Source organism: Carbonicoccus niuqiaonis, from assembly GCF_050157065.1.
Classification (GTDB): Bacteria; Actinomycetota; Actinomycetes; order Propionibacteriales; family Propionibacteriaceae; genus Avipropionibacterium.
Map to the genome: position 1 here is coordinate 2642370 of NZ_CP189573.1, position 20763 is coordinate 2663132.

Consider the following 20763-nt stretch of genomic DNA (forward strand, 5'->3'; position numbering starts at 1 on the left):
GGGTCGGCGATGGCTGCGCCCGCCACGGCACCCGCGACGCGGTGGCACACGGCCCGGGAGTGGGGTCGGTTGCTCGCCCTCGTACCGGCACCGCTGGTCGCCGCGTGGTACGTCGCCGGCGGCTGGTGGCCGTGGCTGCCCGAGATGGCCGACCTGGCGGTGTACCGGCTGGCCGGGGAGTACCTGCTGACCGGCCGCGACTTCTACGCCCTGCCCGGTGACCTGCCGTTCATCTACCCACCGATCGCTGCCCTGCTGGCGATCCCGCTGACCCTCGTGCCCGAACCGGTGGTGCAGCTGCTGTGGTTGCTGATGGACGTCGTCGTCCTGTTGATCATCCTGCACCGGCTCGGGCTGCGGGGCGCGCCGCTGACCGGCGTGGCCACGGCCGCCATCCTGTTCGTGCAGCCGATCACGTTCACCGTCTCGCTCGGTCAGGTGGGGCTGCTGTTGTGCGCCCTCGTGCTGGTCGACGTCATCCGCGTCGGGCGCAGCCGCGTCGACGGCTGGCTGGTGGGGTTGGCGTCGGCGATCAAGCTGACGCCGGCGATCAACGTCGTCCACCTATGGCTGATCGGTCGGCGCCGCGAGGCGGTCGTCGCGGTGATCACCTTCGTCGTGCTGGGTGTGGTCGGGTTGGCCGTGCTGCCCCAGCGGGCGATCACCTTCTGGGGTGGGCTCGTGGGTGGCGACACCGGGTTGGGTGACTCGATCGTCTACTTCGACAACCAGTCGATCGTCGGCGCGTGGGCACGGATCCTCGGCCCGGACGCCGCCACCATCGGGCTGGTGCCGGCCGCGGCCGCCGCCGTGCTCGGCCTGGTCGCGGGGGCGATGTGGGCCAAACGGGGTGAGCCGGTGCTCGCGCTGTGCCTGGTGGCGTTCGGCGGCCTGATCGCCTCCCCGGTGTCGTGGAGCCACCACTACGTGTGGATCCTGCCGTTGGCGGTGGTGCTGGTGCTGCGCCCCGACCTCCCCCGCCCCCTGCGGGGGTTGGGATGGACGCTGGTGCTGTGGGTGTCCGCCGCACCGTGGCGGGTGTTGCCGAGTGCCGACATGCGCGAGTTGTCGTACGGTCCGGTGGAGAACCTGGTCGCCGCGACGACGGTGTTGTTGGTGCTGGCGTTGTTGATCACCGCCGTGGTCCAGGCCCGGCGGTTGCCGGTCAGGACGGCTGCACCTGTGGTGGGCCCGAATGTGATGGGATGACGCCCATGGCACCTGTTGAACCCAGCACCACCGGACGTCCGCGCGTCATCATGGCCATGGCCTCGGACGCCCTGCGTGATCGGCTGTTGACGTCGCCGGTCCGGGAGCGCCTGGAGGCGGTCGCCGACGTGATCGGTGAGGCGACACTGCAGTCGTACGACACCCCCGAGGCCCGGGAGCTCCTCGGCCGGGCGGACGCGGTGATCACCGGCTGGGGTGCCCCGAGGATGACGCCGGAGGTACTGTCGTACGCCCCGGACCTGAGACTCGTCGCCCACGCCGCCGGGACGGTCCGCGGCGTCTTCGACCCGGGCTGCTACGCCCGTGGGGTGATGGTGACGACCGCGGCCGAGGCGAACGCGTGGCCGGTCGCGCAGTGGACGTTGGCGATGGTGCTGCTGGCCGGGAAGCGGGCCCTCCCCCGCAGCCGGGCCGCCGCCCCGAACGGGGCACCGGCGGCTGCGCCGGAGCCCGAGCCGAGCATGGCCGCCGAGCTGGGCCGCGAACACTGGCAGACCGACCGGATCGGCAACTACGGCGTGACGGTCGGCGTGATCGGTGCCTCCCGGATCGGCCGGTTGGTGATCCCCGAGCTGAAGCGACATGGCTACCGGCTGCTGCTGTCGGACCCCACCCTCGATGCGGCCGAGGCGGCCGAGCTGGGCACCGAGCTGGTACCCCTCGACGAGCTGATGGCGACCAGCCAGATCATCACCCTGCACGCCCCGATCCTGGAGTCGACCAAGGGCATGATCACCGCCGAGCTGTTGGCGTCGATGCCCGACGGTGCGACCTTCATCAACTCCGCCCGCGGCATCCTGGTCGACCACGACGGCCTGCGCACCGAGTGCGCCAGTGGCCGGATCGACGCGATCCTCGACGTGACGTGGCCGGAGCCGCTGCCGGCCGACGACGTGTTGTGGACGTTGCCGAACGTGTGGCTCACCCCGCACCTCGCCGGCGCCCAGGGCCGCGAACTCGCCAGCCTCGGCGCTGCCGCCGTCGCCGAGGTCGAGGCACTCGCCCGGGGCGAGGCCTACCACTTCCCCGTCACCGCCGAGCAGTACGAGCGCTCCGCCTGAGCGGGGCCAGTAGACTCACCCGTGCTTTCGGGGCGGTAGCTCAGCAGGTCAGAGCACGGGACTCATAATCCCTTGGTCGCGGGTTCGAGCCCCGCCCGCCCCACGTGGGTCGTCCCCTGCCTCATGACTCCGCTCCTGCCGTGGCGACCTGTCCAGCCCTCACCTTGCGGAGCGCGACGCCTGCTCCGATCGCGGCGAGGACGAGCACGGCGACGCCGACGCAAGGAGCTGCGGTGAACCCGATGGTGTAGGCGTCGAATCGCGGTGTGGATGCTGATCTGAGACCGGGTTGTCGTCCACCCAGGCTTCAGCGACTGTTGGTTACGGCCACGACCCAGTCGTTCACAACTGCGACGGCGGCATCGAGGGAGAGTTGGATGCCGCCGGAGGCTGCGGCCCTCGCGTAGTCACCGGCCCAGTGATCATGAGCGGTGACGGTTGGCGGCCACGCGCGCATCGGCCTACCCGATCCAGCGGCCTCGGCAGCGCGGGACTCGAAGACGGCGATCCCGGCTTCACACACCTCGGCCTGTGTCGGACTGCCGGTCGCAGTGATGAGGTCACGCAGTAGGAGCAGGTCCACGACGTCGCGGGCACGGTCGTTGATCGAGCCCGGCGGCTCGTGCGGGTCAGAGACCGCATGAAGCTTCTGGGCAATCTGGTATCTCATGCTGATCCCGACCAGCACTTCAGGATTGGGCAGGCCGAAGCCGACCAACGGTGGAGGCTCGATGGCCTCGCTTTCCTGGCCGATGCCGGCCTCGTCAGGTGCGACCTCGAACTGGATGCGCCGCCAGGTGACACCGCGAATGTCGATGATGAGGTCGAAGCGGCGTGGCTTGATGATCTTGGTTGGAACGTCGACCACCTCCACCGCACCACGACGCAAAGTCAGTGGCCCCCAGGCCTCGTCCAGCACGCCTTCGAGTGCTTCGAAGAAGCTGTCCATGTCACCGCGGATCAGACCGTCGACATCCTTGGTGGTACGGGCCGTCGCATTGAGCCGATGCTGGAGCAAGGTGCCACCCTTGAGCAAGAACAAGGGCATGCCGCCCTCGTCGAGGGCGCGCTGGACGGCGGCGATGGCGACCGACGACGCGACCAGCCAACCGAGCCGACCACCCTTGGCCTCGTCACCTAGATGCCCTTCGGCTTGGGTGACCAGGCGTTCAGCACCTTTGTCGAGACTGGCTGCTTCGGCTTCGGCTTGACCGTGCCCAGCGGCGCGGCCAACCGGGAAACGACGTGCTCACCGCCCATGGCGCCCCTCCAACCGATCGGCCAGCGCGTCGCGCTCTGCTGTCTTGACGTGGCCCTGCGCGTGACCGCGCTCGACAGCCTGCCGAAGCAGATACGTCGGAGTCCCGTACGCAATGCACTGCTCGATCGCGGTCGCCGGCGTGACGGTCGGGATCTCCTGCCACCAACCGATCTGCTTGGCGTTCAGGGTCTCGTAGTGGACGACGTAGTCCTCACCACTGGCTCGACGGAAACGGCGATGCTTGCCGACGGTGAGGTGGATGCGGTTGGGATTGACGTCGCTGATCCCATAGGCGTCCAGTGCCGTCTCGTGGGACAAGGCGGCCTCGGGCACCCGGGCCCACAACACCGCAAGGGCGAGCCGATCATGCTCGCCCTCCGGGTACTGCGGGAACCGATAGACCCCGTGCACGGCACGCTCCAGAGTGCCCCGATGCACCAGCATCTGGAGCGACTGCTTGCCAACACCTACCTCGGCGGCCTGCTGGGCCGTCACGAATCCGTGCTGCGTTGTCGCGATGTCCCACAGCTCGTCTCGAGCCAACCTCTTGAGTGCCATGTCAATAGTATAACGGAACCGTAATACTACTGCCACAGTAATGTTGAAAACCCACGCACACATCACCCGCCGTTGAGTCACTCACGATGGGCAACGATGTTGAGGACGTTGCCGTCGGGAGACCGAACGAAGAACCGGCGGACACCCCACTCCTCGTCGGTCAGTGGGTGGACGATCTCGTACCCCCGGGACCGGGCATCGGCGTAAGCCGCGTCGACGTCGTCCACCTTACCGAGATGACGGCGTCCTGGGGTGCGGTCTCGTCGCGGGTGACCACCTGGAGTTGGGCGCCGGTGTCGGGTGAGGTGAACCGGGCGACCCAGCCGAGGTTGAACTGCTCGTCAGCGAGTCCCAGGTAACCGGCGTAGAAGTCCTTGGCCGCTTCGATGTCGGCCACCGGCAGGTCCGCGATGATCTCGACGACACGCATGGTTCTCAGTACCCCAGTCCGTGGCCGAACGAGTACAGCACCCCGGTCGACCCGGACACCGGGATGTCGACCGGGAGCTTGCCGATGGGTGGCACCTCGCCGGTCAGCATGCGCACCAACGCCGGTGGTGCGACCGGACTGTAGGAGTAGGTCGCCACGTAGGTGTCGATCTCGTCGAAGGTGTTGATGTCGTACGGATCGCGTACGGCCACCACGACCAAGGTCGCCCCGGATGCGTGCAGCTCGGTCACCAGCCGTTGCTGCCCCGCCTCGGGGTCGGTGACCTTGGTGTCCCACGCCTTGTTGGTCAGCACCACGACCGTGTCGTGGCTCCCGGCGGCCGACACCACCTCGGCAATCTGCGCCTCGGTCGGCCGGGTGCCGGTCTGCAGCACGGTCGTCGTGGCACCTCGGGCGATCAGCTCGTCGGCGACCGATCGGGTCGTGCTGACGCCGTACCCGGTGACCAGCACCGACGTACCGGCCACCGACAGCGGCAGCGTGCCGGCGTCGTTCTTGATCAAGGTGACGGTGTGGTCGGTGATATAGGCCGCGGCCGCTTCGTGTTCGTCGGTGCCGACGATCGAGTTGATCTTGGTCAGGTCCGCCAGCGGGCGGGCGACGATGCCTCGGCGGTACTTCGCTCGCAGGATCCGGCGCAGCTTGGCGTCGATGTCGCGCCAGCGCAGCCGCCCCGACCGCAGGGCGTCCATGATCGCGTCGCGCGCCTCCAGCGGCTTGGGCGCCATCAACAGTTGATCAACACCGGCCTCGAGTGCCCGGACGGCCACCTCCGCGTCGCCGTACTTCTCCCGGATCGCGGCCATCATCAGGCCGTCAGTGATCAACACACCGTCGTAGCCGAGCTCGTCGCGCAGGATCCCGGTCATGATCGTGTGGCTCAGCGTCGCCGGATCGTCGGAGTCGTCGAGCGCCGGGACCAACAGGTGTGCGGTCATCACCATGTCCACCCCACGCTCCATCGCGGCGATGAACGGCGGGGCGTCGATCCGTTCCCACTCCTCCCGGCTGTGGGTGATCACGGGCAGCCCGGTGTGGGAGTCGGTCGCGGTGTCACCGTGGCCCGGGAAGTGCTTGGTGGACGAGCAGACCTGCCCGTCGACCTGGTAGCCGTCGACCTGGGCCGCCACCAGTTCGGCGGTCAGCGTCGGGTCGGAGCTGAACGCCCGGACCCCGATCACCGGGTTCTCGGCGTTGACGTTCACGTCCGAGACCGGAGCGAAGTCGACGTTGATGCCGACAGCGCGCAACTCCTGACCGGTGATCGCCGCTGCGGTCCGCGCGTCGGTCGCCGACCGCCCGGCACCCAGCGCCATCGACCCCGGGAACTGGGTGGCCGGCGGCCCGAACCGCGTCACCACGCCCTGCTCCTGGTCGGTGGCGATGAACAGCGGCGCACCGCCCTTGGCCGACAGCGCCGCCTCCTGCAGCCCGTTGGACAACGTGGCGACCTGTTCGGGGTTGACGTAGCTGTCGGTCCAGGCGAAGTAGATGACACCGCCGAGGTGGAGCGTCTCCACCACCTCGCGCGGCGTCTCCACCCCGTACTGCGGCAGGTTCCGGGCGTCGGCGGTGTCGGGCGTGCTGCCGTACACCTCCTGCACGAACAGCTGGCCGATCTTCTGTTCCGGGGTCATCGCGCCGATGGTCGCGGTGATCCAGCGCTGTTCGTTGCGGGCTGCGTGGGCGGGCGTGGGCTGGAGCCCTGCGACGGCGGCCGCGGCGAGCGAGCCGCCCACCAGCACCGTACGGCGGGACACGGACATGGGGACCACAGTTCCTCCTCGGGGACGGCGACGACGTCCCCGTCGTCGCAGGTGAACCTGTCCCGGACGTTACCAGCGGGCGACGTGGCACCCGGGCATCGCGCTGGTCAGCGCCCCGGCACCTCGCAGCGACGCTTCTTGAAGACCGTGAACTCGAGGCTGGGGATCCAGGTCTGGCCACCGTCAGGGGTGAACGCCCCGGTCTCGTGCCACCTCATCCCGTTGAAGGTCGACACATAACGCATCCGGGCGGGCCCGCCCAGCGGCAGTTCCCACGCCCAACCGTCGTCGGTGACCTCGAACGGCACCACGACCTCGCCACCGTTGCTCAGGGCCCGCCAGGAGTAGCTCTCGGTCGCGGTGTCGTAGCCCAAGGTCGCGTACGCCCGGAACAAGACCTCCAGTGGGGCGCTGCGGACGGTTCCCTTGCCCTCCACGACCATCAGCTCGCCGCTGAGCTTGCGCTGGATCCGTTCGTACTGGTCGAAGTTCATCCGGCCGTTCTCGGTCATCGTCCAGCCGCGGCCCTCCCAGACGCCCTGCCAGTAGCCGAGCCGATCGAGAGCGGCGACCTGGGCGGCGACGTCGTCCGACGGCGGGGGGACGAGTGGGCCCGCATCGATCTCGTCACAGTCGTTCGGCCACCCCGGGGCCGCGTGGACGGTGCCGCTGGTCGGCGCGGTGGCGAGCAGGCCGCCGACCACCGCCGATCCGGCTGCAAGCGCGAACCCACGTCGGCCCGGGCGGAAGCTGTTCTCGGTCATGGGTCGGATCCCCCTTGGTCGACGCCCACCACGACCGGCGGACGATTGGTATCGATCATGCCGTGATTCACGTGGTCCTGTGAATCATTCCTGGTGAACTTCACGTGAACCCCGCCTCGCCGATGTGCTTGAGTGACCCGCGTGACCGGCAGCAGCGGCCCCAGCGCACGCTTCGACGACCTCGTCGACGGCGTCTCGTGGCTCTTCGAGCAACCCCACCGGGTCGTCGTGGCCCGGACCACCGACGAGGTCGTGCCGGCACTGGAAGCCGTGGCCACGGCCAGTGAGCAGGGGCGGTGGGCGGCCGGCTACGTCGCGTACGACGCGGCGGCAGCCTTCGACCCGGGCCTGGTGACCGCCGCGACCGACAGTGCCCACACCGACCCGGCCGGCATGCCGCTGGTGTGGTTCATGATCGGCGGTCCCCCGACCGATCCCCAGTCACTGCCCACCTCCGTCGCTCCGCTGGCCGGTGCACGACAGCTGGCCTGGACCTCCGCCGAGCACGGCGCGGCGGTCGACGCCGTACGGGCCGCGATCGCCGCCGGCGAGACCTACCAGTGCAACCTGACGACCCGACTGCAGGTCAACCGCACCGCTGCCCCCGCCCAGCTGTACGCCCATCTCGCGACCGGACAGCGCGGCCGGTACAACGCCCTGCTCGACCTCGGCGACGTCTCCGACCACGCGGTCGTGTCGGCCAGTCCGGAGGGGTTCTTCGAGTGGCGCGGTGACCGACTCGTCTGCGAACCGATGAAGGGCACCATCGCGCGGGCTCCGTCGGTGGCCGTGGATCGGGCTCGACGGGAGCAGTTGATCAGCAGCCGGAAGGACCGCGCGGAGAACCTGATGATCGTCGACCTGGTCCGCAACGACCTGTCGCGGATCTGCCGGCCCGGGACGGTCGAAGTCTCCGATCTCTTTGCCTGTAGGCGGTTCCCGACGGTGTGGCAACTCACCTCGACCGTCAGTGGTCGACTGGCCGGCGACACCGACCTGGTCGACGTGTTCACCGCCCTGTTCCCCAGCGGCTCGGTCACCGGCGCCCCGAAGGCGCGCACCATGGAGTTGATCACCGAGCTCGAGCCGTCCCCGCGTGGCGTGTACTGCGGGGCGATCGGCTGGGTGGCGCCGGCGGACCGGCCGGTCCGGGCCCGGTTCAGCGTCGCGATCCGGACGGCCGTGGTGGGGCGCAGCACCGGGCGGGCGACGTACGGCGTCGGTGGCGGCATCACCTGGGGTTCGACACCCGCCGGGGAGTGGGAGGAGGTCCTGGCCAAGACCGCGGTCTGGGACCACCGCCCGACCGACTGGGACCTGCTGGAGACGATGGGCGCCCGCGACGGAGTGGTGGTCGATCTGAATCGACACCTGGCCCGGCTGGCTGCCTCGGCCGACCACTTCGACCGCCCCGTCGACCTGACCCAACTCCGCGAACGATTGGCCGACGTCCGCCCGTGGCCACGTGCCCGGGTCCGCGTCCAGCTCGGCCCGACCGGCGGGTTCACGATCAAGTCCACCGTGGCACCCGACCCCGACACCGCCCCGGTCCGGCTGGTGGTCGACGGGCTGCCGGTCGACCCGGACTCACCGTGGCTGCACCACAAGACCACCAACCGACAGCTGTACGAGGATGCGCGGACCCGGCACCGGATCGGTGATGGCGGGGCCGACGACGTGGTGTTGGTCAACGACCACGGCCACGTCACCGAGACCACGATCGCCAACCTGGTCGTCCGGGTCGGTGACAGCTGGTTCACCCCACCGACCTCCGACGGCTGCCTGCCGGGCATCCGGCGGGGACGGCTGCTCGGCGAGGGACGGCTGGAGGAGCGGTCGATCACCGTCGCCGAGCTCCGGGCCGCCGACGAGGTCGCGGTGATCAACTCGCTCCGCGGCTGGCGGAAGGCCGTGTTGATCGACTGACCACGGCTCGCGCCGGTGGTCAGCCCGCTTCGAGCCGATCGGCCAGGGCGTCCAACCAGGCGGCGATCCCAGCGGTCCCGTCGACCACCACGTCGGCCAGTTCGGTCAGCTCGGGAAGGGGTTCGCCCTCGCTCGGGCCGGAGAAGACGGTGATCCCACGACCCTCGTTCGCGTGCCATTCCCGTACGACGTGGAAGGCCGGCATGTCGCCGAGGTCGTCACCGGCGTACACGACCACCCGGGCACCTGCTTCGGCGAGCACCCGGCGCAACGCGATCCCCTTGTCCATCCCGGGGGCGCGGACCTCCAGCACCAGTTTCCCGGGCTCGGTGTGCAGCCCCAGCTCCTCGGCCAGGGCGGTGACCGGTCCCGACAGTTCGTCGAACGCCCGGCGAGGGTCGGCCAGCTGCCGGGTGTGGACGGCCAGCGCCCGGCCCTTGTGCTCCAGCTTCGCGTCGGGCCAGCCGTGCTCGCTCAACACCGCCGGCAGCCGGGCCTCCAACTCCGTCATCACCGCGGGGGCCGGCGGGATGTCGTAGGTGTCGGTCTCGGCGTCCCACCGCTCGACGCCGTACTGGCCCAGGACGGTGAGCCGCTCGAGGCCCAGGCGACCGGCCAGCGCACCCAACCGGACCGCCGTCCGGACCGGCCGTCCGGTGATCACCACCACCCGGCCGACCAGCCCACTCACCCGCACCAGGGCGGCCATCGCCGCCGGGTCGGCGGTGGCGGCCTCGGGGTCGGCGACGATCGGGGCGAGTACGCCGTCGAAGTCGGTCGCCAGCAGCGTCCCGGCGGGATCGGCCAGTACGGCCCCCGCCACGCGGTCGAGGTCTGCCGCAACAGGGGGCGGAGTCGTCATGGGCCCCAGCTTGGCAGATCTCGGAGCGGTCCAACGTGTCTCTCGGAGGTTGGCGACCGTGGTCATGATCAGATCGGATAGCCTGAGGGCTGGTCTGTGATCCGCGATGTTCGTCATCACAGTGAGGAGGCCGACGCCCAATGCCGACCAAGCCGATCAAGTCCTCGTTCGTCGTCGTGGCCAACCGATTGGCCGCCGACCGGATGGTGCTGCCCGACGGGAGCAGCGACTGGCGCACCTCCCCCGGTGGGCTGGTCAGCGCGCTGGCCCCGGTGATGCGCAAGAACCAGGGCGCCTGGGTGGGCTGGCACGGTGCCGCCGACGAGGTGGTCGAACCGTTCCGCTACGACGGGTTGCAGCTGGTCCCCGTGCCGTTGTCGAGTGACGACGTCCGCGACTACTACGAGGGGTTCTCCAACGGCACCCTGTGGCCGCTCTACCACGACGTGGTCGAGTTCCCCGAGTTCCACCGCGAGTGGTGGGACGCCTACGTGTCGGTCAACCGGCGGTTCGCCGACATGGCCGCACAGACCGCCAAGCGGGGCGCGGTGGTGTGGGTGCAGGACTACCAGTTGCAGCTGGTGCCGAAGATGCTGCGGGAGCAGCGACCGGACCTCAAGATCGGCTTCTTCCTGCACATCCCGTTCCCGCCGGTCGAGCTGTACCAGCAGTTGCCGTGGCGCAAGGAGATCCTGGCGGGCCTGCTCGGTGCCGACCTGGTCGGCTTCCAGCTGCCCGGCGGTGCGCAGAACTTCGTCCGACTGGTGCGCAACCGGCTCGGCCTGCAGACCCAACGCGACCGGATCGTCCATCCCGACGGCCGCGACACCCGCGCGAAGGCGTACCCGATCTCGATCGACAGCCGTGGCTTCGAGACGTTGGCGTCGGAGCAGTCGACCCGTTACCGCGCCGAGCAGATCCGGACCGACCTCGGCGAACCACGGACGATCTTCCTCGGTGTCGACCGGCTCGACTACACCAAGGGCCTGAAGCAGCGCATCCGGGCGTTCGGCGAGCTGTTCGCCGAGGGGCAGCTCGATCCGCAGGAGGCGACCTTCGTGCAGGTCGCCACCCCGTCGCGGGAACGTGTCGAGCAGTACCGGACGCTGCGCGACGAGATCGACCGCCTCGTCGGCCGGATCAACGGCGACATCGGCACGATCGGGCGCCCGCCCATCACGTACCTGCACAACTCCTATCCCCGCGAGGAGATGGCCGCGCTCTACCGGGCCGCCGACGTCATGGTCGTCACGCCGCTGCGCGACGGGATGAACCTGGTCGCCAAGGAGTACGTGGCCTGTCGGACCGACAACACCGGCGCCCTGGTGCTGAGCGAGTTCGCCGGTGCCGCCGCTGAGCTGAAGCAGGCCTGGATGGTCAACCCGTACGACATCAACGGCATGAAGGACGCCGTGCTCGGCGCCCACCGGGCCAGCTCGGCCGAGCGGTCGCGCCGGATGCGGGCGATGCGCAAGCAGGTGTTCGAGCACGACATCGACCGGTGGGCCGACCGGTTCATCGCCGACCTCACCGAGATCAGCCAGAACCCATGAGCCCGGCCACGAATCCGAAGCGACCGCGCCGGCCCCGGCTGACCGGCGTCGACCGCACCGGCCTGCGGGAGGTGTGCCTGGCGTCGGGCCTGCGCTGGCAGGTGTTGGCCGTCGCCGACGCCGAGCCGTCAGGTCAGGTGGTGGCCCTGCCGAGCCACATCGCGCACGGCTCCGGCCGCGACTGGGACCTGTTGGGCTGGCACGTGATCGACCACGGCAGCTGGAACCCTGACACCGACACCCTGGAGCTGGAGCTCCATCCCGGTGGCCGCAAGAAGGTGCGGCTGCACAACCCGGGGCTGGTCGCCGAGGTGATGACCGAACGCGTCCAGGCCAGCATCGTCTTCCAGCGGTACCTGGAGGTGCCCGACACCCACAGCGGGCTGACGGTCAGTGCCCGACGCAACCTGGCCGACCAGACGCTGTCGTGGCAGGCGGTACCGGGGCGCGGGCTCCGCTGGAACGACCCCGACGTGCAGGCGTTCGCCGACGCCGCCGTTCGCCGGTTGCGGCGGGAGTTCGGCTGAAGCCACAACTCGGCAGAGTGCCGACGGGCAGGGATGTCCTGGCTCCCCCGGTAGGGCTCGAACCTACGACAACTCGATTAACAGTCGAGTGCTCTGCCAACTGAGCTACAGGGGATCGCACCGAAATCGGCGACCCCGAAACGGTAGCCGACCCCGGCAGGCTTCGCAAACTCAATGACAGATCCACGACGCACCTCAGGCAGCCGTCCGCTGCCCCGTTGCGGCGACCTGCGACCGCAGCTCCGCCAGGGCCTGCAGCTCAAGACGCCGGACGGTGGCTGCACCGAGGTCCAGTCCACGGGCGATGGCCACGTAGGTGAGCGGGTCACCGGTGAAGCCGTACCGCAGCTCGATGATCCGGCGTTGCAGCTCCGGCAGGCGCTCCAGCAACGGCCCGCAACTGGCTGCCCACTCGGTGTCGGCGAACTCGTCCGCACTGCTCGGGTCGACGACGTCCAGCCCCGGCAGCACCTCCAGCGACACCACCGGCGCGTTCGTCGGCAACGAGGCCAGCCAGGCCGGGGAGCGACCGAGAGCGGCCGCGGTCTCCCGTCGGGTCGGCTGCCGACGCAGGGTGTTGGCCAGGTCAGCCTCGGCCTCGGCGACCTCCCGGCGGTGGGCCCGCCAACGAGAGGCCTGTCGTACGGTCTCGGCGCCGGCGATGGCGTCGGTCACCGCCGCGCGGATCCACGGCAGCGCGTACGTGGCGAACCGCACCCCGCGCCGGTGGTCGAAGCGCCGGACGGCGACGGCGAGCCCGCACACACCTTCTTGGAAGAGGTCCTCCTCGGCCAGGTGGGTGCCGTGGGCGGCCCGGCCCGACACCATCTTCACCAGCCGAAGGTTGGCGCCGAGGAAGCGTTGTTCGGCCCGACGGCCGAGCTCGACCAAGGCGCGCAGCTCCTCCTCGGTCCCCGCCCGGTCGTCGGTCGGTCCACGGAGTTGGGCGACGGCGAGGACGCCGGCTTCGATGTCCTTGGCGAGGCGGTGTTCGTCCTCGGCGGCGAGCAGCGGGATGTCTGGTAGGTCCATGAATCCACGATCAGCCCGGGTCACCGTGCGGCAACAGCCCCGATCGGCGAACTGTGGACAACGGCGCCGGTCATCCACAACCTCGCCGAGCCCACTCATGCGGACCCCAACTCCGGGGCCTCGGGTCAGACGTCGCCGACCGCGAGTTGCTTGAGTCGGGCGCGACGCGACTCCAGGCCCAGCAGCACCGAGAACATCTGGTTGTACGCGGTGGTGTCGGTGACCGGGTTGGTCCGCTGCAGCTTCGACTTCATGTCGCCGATCTCGCCGGTCAACCTGATCAACTGCAGCTTCGCCGCGTACGCCCGGGTGAACGCCGCGTCGGGCTCCCGGTTCGTGGTCAACGGTTCGACGACGAGTTGCACGACGAGCTGATCGAGCCGCTCGTCGGGGAGCTGCCCGCGTACCCGGTCGGTCCAGTCGGGCCCGATCTCGCCGTCGGACGCAGCTGCCTGCAGGCTGTTGAACACGGCCCGGTACGCCGGGTGGGCGAAGTCGTCGGTGGTGAGGCCGTACCACTGCGGGTCGAAGCCGTCCGGGGTGTGCAGGGCGAGCTTGAGGGTCTCCCGTTCCACCACCAGGTCACGGTCATGCGGGTCGGGCAGCACGGAGGGCTGGGGTGCCACCGGCTCGTCCACCTGGACCGGCCGATCGGATGGCGTGGCGGGGGCCGAGCCGCGGGAGGCGGCCCGCATCACCTCGGCCCGCACCTCGTCGACGTCCATGCCGAGCAGTTGGGCCAGCTCGCGCACGTAACCACCGACCATCGACTTGTCGCGGATGCTGCCCACCAGCGGTGCGGCCGCACGCAACGCCTGGACCCGGCCCTCGACCCGATCCAGGTCGAACCCGGCGATCACGTTGCCCATCACGAACCGGTAGAGCGGCACCCGACGGGCCACCAGTTCCCGGACCTCGGCCTCGCCCTGCTGCAGCCGCAGGTCGCACGGGTCGAGGCCGGACGGTTCGACGGCCACGTAGGTCTGGGAGATGAAGTTGGCGTCGCCGGAGAACACCTTCATCGCCGCGGCCTGCCCGGCGGCATCGCCGTCGAAGGTGAAGATCACCTCACCGTTGAAGGCGTCGTGGTCCCCCATCAGCCGGCGCAGCAGCTTGGCGTGGTCGTTGCCGAAGGCGGTGCCGCAGGAGGCGATCGCGGTGTCGACGCCGGCGAGGTGGCAGGCCATCACGTCGGTGTAGCCCTCGACGATGACCGCCTGTGACTTCTTGCCGATCGCGGTCCGGGCCAGGTCGAGGCCGTACAGCACCTGGGACTTCTTGTAGAGCGGGGTCTCGGGGGTGTTGACGTACTTGGCCGGCACCCGGTCGTCGTCGTGCAGCCGGCGGGCGCCGAACCCCAGCACCGAGGTCGCGGAGTCCCGGATGGGCCACAGCAGCCGTCCCTGGAAGAAGTCCCAGCCACGCTCGCGCACCAGGCCACCGGTGACCAGCTCGGAGTGGCTGAACCCGCGGGCACGCAGGTGGTCGGCGAGTTCGCGACCACCCCGGGGGGCGTACCCGACCCCGAACCGCTCGGCGGCCTCGCGATCGAAACCGCGCTGGTCGAGGAACTGCCGGGCCACCAACGCGTCGGGGCTGGTGAGCTGCTGGGCGAAGAACTCCGCGGCGGCCTGGTGGGCCTCGAGCAGCCGCATCCGGAGCCCGGGGGCCACGCTCGGACCGCCGGAGTCGGTGTAGCGCAACTGCACCCCGACCTTGTCGGCCAACCGTTGCACCGCCTCGGCGAAGCTCAGGTTGTCGACCTTCTGCACGAAGGTGATGACGTCGCCACCCTCACCACAGCCGAAGCAGTAGAACAGGCCCTTGGCCGGGGTGACCTGGAAGCTGGGGGTCTTCTCGTCGTGGAACGGGCACAGGCCCTTCTTCGAGCCACCCCCCGCGTTCCGGAGCTGCAGGTACGAGCCCACGATCTCGTCGATCCGGGCGCGGTCGCGCACTTCCGCCACGTCCGCGTCGTTGATCCTCCCTGCCACGTCGGGGAGTCTACGCAGTCCCGAAACCGGGAGCTGGTGACGTACGGCTCACCAGATGGCCGCCGACACGGCCGAGTAGCTGTGCACCTTGATCGCCGCACCGGACACCCAGGTCAGGGCGACGTAGATGCGGAAGTTGCGGGAGCAGTCCGGCGCGGTGCTCACCGGCACCAGCACCCCGGTTCGCAGCGTCTGGTGGTGCCGGTCCCTACTGATGAACTGGTTGGCTCCCCCGTCCGGGGTGTCGGTGGTCACGTTGCAGTAGCCGGTGCCCGCGGTGTTGTACTGCTTCACGTACAGCACGGCCTTGACCGTGCCGCCGGCACGGTACTGGTCCTTCTCCTCACAACCGTCGGCCAGGTAGTAGGTGCACGAGGTGACCATGAAGTCGCCGTTGACGGCGATCTGATCGACCCCTGCGGGTGCCTGCCAGACCCGGTTCATGAAGTTCTTCGCCGGCCGGTCCGCAGTCAGGAACTCGGTGCCTCCCTGGGGGATCCGCACCTGGTTGGTGCCGGTGGGCAGTGGGCTGGTGACGCTGACGAGGGACCCGTTGTCGACCAAGATCTTCTGGTCGGCGGGATCGACACCGTCAACCGGCCGGGGACGCATGGTGTAGAAGTTGACCACGCAGTGATGGGTGCCCGGGGTGACCGCCCGGTAGGTCCAGCGCAGCGACATCCGCGAGCTCTCGCCCCGGAGCACGTTGCGCTGCTGACTGAGCACGTTCTCGTACTGGTTGTAGTCGTCCTTCGTCGGCTCGGTCTGGCCCGGACCCCAGCACTTGAGCGTCACCATCGCCAACATGATGTCGTCGTCGATCTGGCCCAGGGTGGCGACGATGACGCCGTGGACCCGGCGATCCTCGTTCGGCTTCGTCGTCTGGAACTGGACCGAGAAGACGTTGCCGCGTTCCCGATCCCTGAACGTCCGCGACCGGTCCGCGGTGGAGTCGCTCACCACGACCGGTGCCGCCTCTGCGGGCGGCGCCCACCAGCCGACGGCGGTGATGGTGACGAGCAGGGCGATGACCGAGGACAGTGCACATCGCAGTGTGGCGACCACCGCGATTGGACGGGACTTCGGGGGACGGGACTTCGGGGGACGGGACTTCGGGGGACGGGACTTCGGGGAACGGGACGTGGGGGGATGGACGGTTGTCATGACGATCGACTCCTGTGTGATGTCACGGGCAGTGAATGATGGGAACCTCTTCTGGTTGGTGGGGTCCTGCGGTCGTACGGCCGTACGGCACGGCGCGGACGCTTGGCCCGCGCCGTGCTCCCGATCAGCTGATCGGGTCGTAGTAGAAGATGTTGGTCTCGTTGATCGCGTAGATGCGACCGCTGGGCATCACCTGCAGGCCCTTGAGGTCGTTCTCGTCGTCGATGATGCGGACCTGGTTGTTGCGACTGTCGAAGCTGAACAACTGACGGGTCGCGCTGAGGCCGTAGAACAGGCCGTCGGCCTCGTTGAACTTCAGTTCCGGAAGCCTGCCCCAGTTGGTGCCGCCGCCGGCACCGGGGACCGCGACGGTCTCCACGACCTGGTGGCCACGGGTGTCGTAACGGAACAGCACACCACTGTCGGTCATCCCCCACAGCTCGCCCCGGCCGAAGGCCAGGCCACCCACGGTGTTCGACCCGGGGACGGCGACGGTGGAGTGGGTGATGGTGCGGGTCCGCATGTCGAAGGTGGCGATCATCCCTTCGGCCGCCGGATCGGGCTTGCTGCCGGCGCCACCGTGGACCGTGGTCCCGACGTAGACGACACCGCCACGGTAGGCGAGCGCGCCGACGGACAGGTCACCGATGATCCCGCGATAGATCTGGCTGTCACCGGTGGCCGGATCAAGCACGGTGATCGCACCACTGAGCAGCCCGTACTTCGGGATCGACCCGAGTACGGCCAGCCCGTCGGCGTCGACGACCTCGAAGATGCGGTCCTGCTCCTCGGCGACACCGTCGAAGATCTTGCGTGGATTGGTGCCCCAGTCCCAGGGCTCCTCGACCTTGCCGCTGTGGACGACCGCCCCCGGGTAGCTGGTGACGACCACGTGGTCCCCGACGGTGGTGGTCGAGTCGGACTGCTCCGGACCGGTGAGCACGGTCAGCTCATTGGTGTCGGGATCGAGTCGACCCATCACGTACGGACTCAGGAAGGCCCCCACGTACAGGTTCCCGTCAGGACCGATGCCGACGGTGTGGGTGCTGACCGGCGACGGCAGCACGTTGGACTCACGCAACTCGTAGGTGCCGTCGGCCGGGTTGATCACCAGGCTCTCACCGTCGGTGGCGAAGGTGATCAGGCGCCACAGGTCCGGATCGTCCACCGGACCGGTCGGGATCGCCTTGACCCCGCTCCAGACGCGGTCGTCCAGACCGTTGGCCGCCAGGTCGAACACCTCGGTGTAGCTGCAGGCGGCGACATCGAGCCGCCAGATCTTGTCGACGCTTCGGAAGTAGAGCTGACCGTCGATCGGGTCCTCGTCGAAGGCGTCCGTCGGCTGCGGGAACCCGGGCGCCTGCAGCCCCGGGCACACCCATTCGCCGGTGTTGCTGTCGTACAGGTGGATCGGGTTGGCGTCACCCTTCATCGGCACCACCACGACACTGCCGACCGACTGCAGCTCACCGATCACGCGGGGCGTCTGCGCGCCCTCGGCGAACTGCACCTGGGTGTACTCCCCCGACACCGGGTCGAGCTGGAACAACCGGCCGAGCCCGGGTCCGTTGCCCGAGCCGACGAACACCTGGTCTCCCACCATCGTGAGTCCCCACAGGTATTCCCCGTCGGTGAAGGCCGGACCGTAGTTGCGCACCGCCTTGGTCTCGGGGTTGTAGCTGTAGACCGAGGCGTTCGGGTACGAGGCCATGTAGAGCGTGCCGTCGTCGGCCACCTCGAAGATGCGGAACACGGGCTCGCCGATCTCACAGTCACGGCAGGCCTGGACGACCTCCTCGACGGTGTTGGTCGCCACGTCGTACACCCAGATCTGCGTCGTCCGGTTCGACCGGAACGAGAAGTAGGTGAGCCCCGCCTTGGTGTCGATCACGTTCGAGGAGACGAACTCGTCACCCGGCATCGTCTGCTGGTAGACGACCTCGTTGGTCTCGGCGTCCAGCACGGTGAAGGTGGGCGGGTGACCCGAGGTGGTCACGTACACCAGGCCACCACCCTTGAAGTCGGGGCCGGCGCCGATGGCGCCGACGTCGGTGGCGCTCATGGCCGGACCGAGGTCAACCAGCCCCGGGTCGGTGACGGCCTGGGCCCGCGGTGCGACCATCGCCGGGCCGAGCAACGCCAAGACGGTGAACAGTGCGCAGACGAGTCGGGGGGTCCTCATGGTGCCTCCTTGCATCAACAGTCGCCGCTGGGGATTGCGCGACCGGGTGGAGGGAGTCAAACACGTGACGATCGAACCGTCAAGGGTCAAACACTTCGATCATTTCTTGAACATCATGTTCGTTTGCTTGGCACTTGTCCCTCCGGGAGCATGGGGTGATGAGCACTCGTGATCGCCGCAGCCGCGTCCTGCGGTTGATCGACGACGACGGGTCGGTGACCGTGGCCGATCTGGCGCGCCGGTTCGCCGTCTCCGAGATGACGGTCCGGCGCGACCTCGAGCAGCTCGCCGCAGAAGGACTGGCCGTACGGGTTCGTGGCGGGGCGACGCGACCGTCCGCAGCCCCCGACATGGGCCGGATCGCCGCCAGGGCCGACCTCACGATCGGCGTGGTGGTCCCCACGACCGACTACGTCTACCGACCACTGCTCAGTGGCATCGACCGGACGCTGCGCCACGCCGGCGCCGCGAGCTCGCTGCGGGTGTCGAGGTACGAAACCGACCGCGAACGCACGCTCGTCGACGAGTTGATCAGCAGCGGCGTCGACGGACTGCTGTTCGGGCCGACCATCGACGCCGACGACCTCGACCCGGGCCAGCTCGACTGGCTCAGCTCCATCGACACCCCCACCGTGCTGCTGGAGCGGAGCCTTCCGGTCACCTGGCCGGGACGGAGCCTCAGCTCGATCCGCACCTCGTTCCCCCGCGGCCTCACCCTCGCGATGGAGCACCTGGTCGAGCTCGGCCACACCGGCATCGCCTTCTTCGGCCATGCCCGCCGGATGGACCTCGTCTCCGTCAACGCACTCTGGGCCGATCTGCTGGCACGCTTCGGGCTCGACGCGACGCACTGTCCGCTCGGTGTCGACCGAAACTTCCAGCGCTGGCAGTCCGACGTCGAGGCCGAGCGTGTGCTGACGCGGGTCCGCGACGCGGGGGCCACCGCGCTCGTCTGCCGCGACGACACGGTGGCACTCACCATGGCCCACTGCGCCCAGCGGCTCGGCATCGCCGTACCCGAGGACCTGTCCCTGATCGCCTACGACGACGAGCTCGCCACCATGGGCCAGCCGCCCCTCACCGCGATCTCGACCCCCAAGGCCGCACTGGGCGAGCGGGCGACGAACCTGTTGTTGGAGCACGTCCACGACACCGCGTACGGGCACACGAGCCACCGGGTCCACATCGAGCTCGACCCACGCCTGGTCGTGCGCGGCTCGACTGCGCCGCCGGCCTAGCCGATCACTGCCAGGGCGACTGCTGCCCGTACCCCTGCTGCGGCGGCTGCTGCCCGTAACCCTGTTGCGGCGGCTGCTGCCCGTACCCCTGCGGTTGCCCGTACCCCTGCTGCTGGTGCGGCTGCTGCCCGTACCCCTGCTGCGGGGGCTGCTGCCCGTACCCCTGCTGCGGCGGCTGCTGCCCGTACCCCTGCGGTTGCCCGTACCCCTGCTGCTGGTGCGGCTGGCCGTACCCGGGCGACACGTCGGCGGCGACCAGTCGACCGGCGGCGATCTCCTCGAGCTGGTCGGGCTGCCGGGTCTGCACCCCGGTCAGGCGATGGTCGTACGACTTCCCTGCGACCAGGGCGTAGATGATCCAGAAGCCGATGATCACCAGGATCAGGTTGATGGTGTCGTCGAGTCGCAGGCCCTTGCCGATCTTGTAGTACGTGATCAGCACGAAGATCGCGGGGACGAGGTTGAGCCCGGGCACCAACAGGGCTGCGGCCCACCAGCCGGAATTGCCACCGACCTGGAGCAGCGCCGCATAGTTCATGAAGGGGACCCAGGCCCGGAACGGCTTGATGCCGATCTTCTTGAACAGCATCATCAGTAGCACTGACGTGATCACGTACGTGATGGCGATCACCACGAGGTAGACCACCATGGTGATCACGACGGTCAGGCCAACTGCTTCGTCTTCGGTCATGCCGGGAACCCTCCTCGAGGAATGATGGTTGGGCGCCTCGTCGGCGGCCCGGCCACTCTAGACGACGCTCGGACGACTTGAGTTCCGTCCGTCCACAGCCGGGCTACGCTCGATCCATGGCCACCGAGACCCTGTTGTACGACGGCGACTGCGGCTTCTGCACCAGCTCGGCGAGGTGGCTGCGGCGACGGATCGGGTCGGCGGACACGGTCGAGGTCCGCCCCTGGCGGCCCGACGACGAGGCCACGTACGGCATCACGCCGGCGATGGCGGACGCGGAGATCCACTTCGTGACCGAGCACGGCGAGGTGCTGGGCGGTGCCGACGCCGTGCTGGGCTGGTGGCGGACGGGGACCGACAGCTACCCCCTGCTCGCCCAGCTGCTCGCTCTGCCGGGGCTGATCCAGCTCACCCGGGCCGGCTACCGGTTGATCGCGGCGAACCGTCACCGGTTGCCGGGCAGTACCGACGCCTGCCGGACCTCATAGCGGGGGAGGATGGTC

19 protein-coding genes and 2 tRNA genes are annotated in these 20763 nt (G+C 69.2%); 8 read left to right on the plus strand and 13 right to left on the minus strand.

The window, feature by feature from the left end; genetic code table 11:
• Nucleotides 1–9: 9 nt before the first annotated feature.
• The 3 genes from ACQBAU_RS12120 (at nt 10) to ACQBAU_RS12130 (ending at nt 2394) form a co-directional block, all read left to right on the plus strand.
• Nucleotides 10–1209, plus strand: coding sequence for a glycosyltransferase 87 family protein (locus ACQBAU_RS12120; protein ID WP_465256432.1), 1200 nt, complete (start codon nt 10–12; stop codon nt 1207–1209).
• A gap of 5 nt (nt 1210–1214) precedes the next feature.
• Nucleotides 1215–2291: a hydroxyacid dehydrogenase gene (locus tag ACQBAU_RS12125; protein ID WP_465256431.1), complete on the plus strand. Its 1077-nt coding sequence runs from the start codon at nt 1215–1217 to the stop codon at nt 2289–2291.
• Between the two features lie 29 nt (nt 2292–2320).
• Nucleotides 2321–2394, plus strand: a tRNA-Ile gene (locus tag ACQBAU_RS12130).
• Between the two features lie 204 nt (nt 2395–2598).
• Here ACQBAU_RS12130 and ACQBAU_RS12135 read toward each other — a convergent pair.
• The 6 genes from ACQBAU_RS12135 to ACQBAU_RS12160 form a co-directional block, all read right to left on the minus strand.
• The gene (locus ACQBAU_RS12135; protein ID WP_465256430.1) at nt 2599–3339 is read right to left on the minus strand and encodes a nucleotidyl transferase AbiEii/AbiGii toxin family protein; all 741 of its coding nucleotides are present in this window, start codon (nt 3337–3339) and stop codon (nt 2599–2601) included.
• A 201-nt stretch (nt 3340–3540) separates the two neighbouring features.
• The gene (locus ACQBAU_RS12140) at nt 3541–4110 is read right to left on the minus strand and encodes a type IV toxin-antitoxin system AbiEi family antitoxin domain-containing protein (RefSeq protein WP_465256429.1); all 570 of its coding nucleotides are present in this window, start codon (nt 4108–4110) and stop codon (nt 3541–3543) included.
• 77 nt (nt 4111–4187) lie between these two features.
• Nucleotides 4188–4337 (minus strand): VOC family protein, encoded by a 150-nt coding sequence (locus ACQBAU_RS12145; protein WP_465256428.1) that lies wholly within the window; start codon nt 4335–4337, stop codon nt 4188–4190.
• The gene (locus ACQBAU_RS12150; protein ID WP_465256489.1) at nt 4271–4540 is read right to left on the minus strand and encodes a VOC family protein; all 270 of its coding nucleotides are present in this window, start codon (nt 4538–4540) and stop codon (nt 4271–4273) included. The genes ACQBAU_RS12145 and ACQBAU_RS12150 overlap by 67 nt, the downstream gene beginning before the upstream one ends.
• Nucleotides 4541–4545: 5 nt before the next feature.
• A complete protein-coding gene (locus ACQBAU_RS12155) occupies nt 4546–6327 on the minus strand; it encodes a glycoside hydrolase family 3 protein (protein WP_465256427.1) in 1782 nt (593 codons plus the stop codon).
• A gap of 107 nt (nt 6328–6434) precedes the next feature.
• The gene (locus ACQBAU_RS12160; RefSeq protein WP_465256426.1) at nt 6435–7091 is read right to left on the minus strand and encodes a hypothetical protein; all 657 of its coding nucleotides are present in this window, start codon (nt 7089–7091) and stop codon (nt 6435–6437) included.
• Nucleotides 7092–7223: 132 nt separating this feature from the next.
• Between ACQBAU_RS12160 and pabB the strand changes: the two genes are divergently transcribed.
• Nucleotides 7224–9017, plus strand: coding sequence for an aminodeoxychorismate synthase component I (gene pabB, locus ACQBAU_RS12165; RefSeq protein WP_465256425.1), 1794 nt, complete (start codon nt 7224–7226; stop codon nt 9015–9017).
• Nucleotides 9018–9036: 19 nt separating this feature from the next.
• On the opposite strand, the gene otsB is transcribed toward pabB, so the two are convergent.
• Nucleotides 9037–9879 carry a trehalose-phosphatase gene (gene otsB / locus ACQBAU_RS12170; protein WP_465256424.1) on the minus strand — a complete coding sequence of 281 codons (843 nt, stop codon included), beginning with the start codon at nt 9877–9879 and terminating at the stop codon, nt 9037–9039.
• A gap of 140 nt (nt 9880–10019) precedes the next feature.
• Between otsB and ACQBAU_RS12175 the strand changes: the two genes are divergently transcribed.
• Nucleotides 10020–11432: an alpha,alpha-trehalose-phosphate synthase (UDP-forming) gene (locus tag ACQBAU_RS12175; protein WP_434550687.1), complete on the plus strand. Its 1413-nt coding sequence runs from the start codon at nt 10020–10022 to the stop codon at nt 11430–11432.
• Nucleotides 11429–11959 (plus strand): hypothetical protein, encoded by a 531-nt coding sequence (locus tag ACQBAU_RS12180; protein WP_465256423.1) that lies wholly within the window; start codon nt 11429–11431, stop codon nt 11957–11959. The genes ACQBAU_RS12175 and ACQBAU_RS12180 overlap by 4 nt, the downstream gene beginning before the upstream one ends.
• 39 nt (nt 11960–11998) lie before the next feature.
• Here ACQBAU_RS12180 and ACQBAU_RS12185 read toward each other — a convergent pair.
• From ACQBAU_RS12185 to ACQBAU_RS12205, 5 genes are all read right to left on the minus strand, one after another.
• Nucleotides 11999–12074 (minus strand) — tRNA-Asn (locus ACQBAU_RS12185).
• Between the two features lie 80 nt (nt 12075–12154).
• The gene (locus ACQBAU_RS12190) at nt 12155–12991 is read right to left on the minus strand and encodes a sigma-70 family RNA polymerase sigma factor (protein WP_465256422.1); all 837 of its coding nucleotides are present in this window, start codon (nt 12989–12991) and stop codon (nt 12155–12157) included.
• Nucleotides 12992–13116: 125 nt separating this feature from the next.
• On the minus strand, nt 13117–15003 hold the full coding sequence (gene dnaG / locus ACQBAU_RS12195; protein WP_465256483.1) for a DNA primase: 1887 nt from the start codon (nt 15001–15003) through the stop codon (nt 13117–13119).
• A gap of 30 nt (nt 15004–15033) precedes the next feature.
• Nucleotides 15034–16050, minus strand: a complete 1017-nt coding sequence (locus tag ACQBAU_RS12200; protein WP_465256421.1) for a hypothetical protein — start codon at nt 16048–16050, stop codon at nt 15034–15036.
• A gap of 223 nt (nt 16051–16273) precedes the next feature.
• The gene (locus ACQBAU_RS12205) at nt 16274–18331 is read right to left on the minus strand and encodes an NHL repeat-containing protein (protein ID WP_465256420.1); all 2058 of its coding nucleotides are present in this window, start codon (nt 18329–18331) and stop codon (nt 16274–16276) included.
• A 158-nt stretch (nt 18332–18489) separates the two neighbouring features.
• Between ACQBAU_RS12205 and ACQBAU_RS12210 the strand changes: the two genes are divergently transcribed.
• Complete coding sequence (locus ACQBAU_RS12210) at nt 18490–19569, plus strand: LacI family DNA-binding transcriptional regulator (protein WP_465256419.1); 1080 nt, start codon at nt 18490–18492, stop codon at nt 19567–19569.
• A 4-nt stretch (nt 19570–19573) separates the two neighbouring features.
• On the opposite strand, the gene ACQBAU_RS12215 is transcribed toward ACQBAU_RS12210, so the two are convergent.
• Nucleotides 19574–20260, minus strand: coding sequence for a DUF5684 domain-containing protein (locus tag ACQBAU_RS12215; RefSeq protein WP_465256418.1), 687 nt, complete (start codon nt 20258–20260; stop codon nt 19574–19576).
• A gap of 116 nt (nt 20261–20376) precedes the next feature.
• On the opposite strand from ACQBAU_RS12215, the gene ACQBAU_RS12220 reads away from it, so the two are divergent.
• A complete protein-coding gene (locus ACQBAU_RS12220; protein ID WP_465256417.1) occupies nt 20377–20748 on the plus strand; it encodes a thiol-disulfide oxidoreductase DCC family protein in 372 nt (123 codons plus the stop codon).
• Nucleotides 20749–20763: the final 15 nt, after the last annotated feature.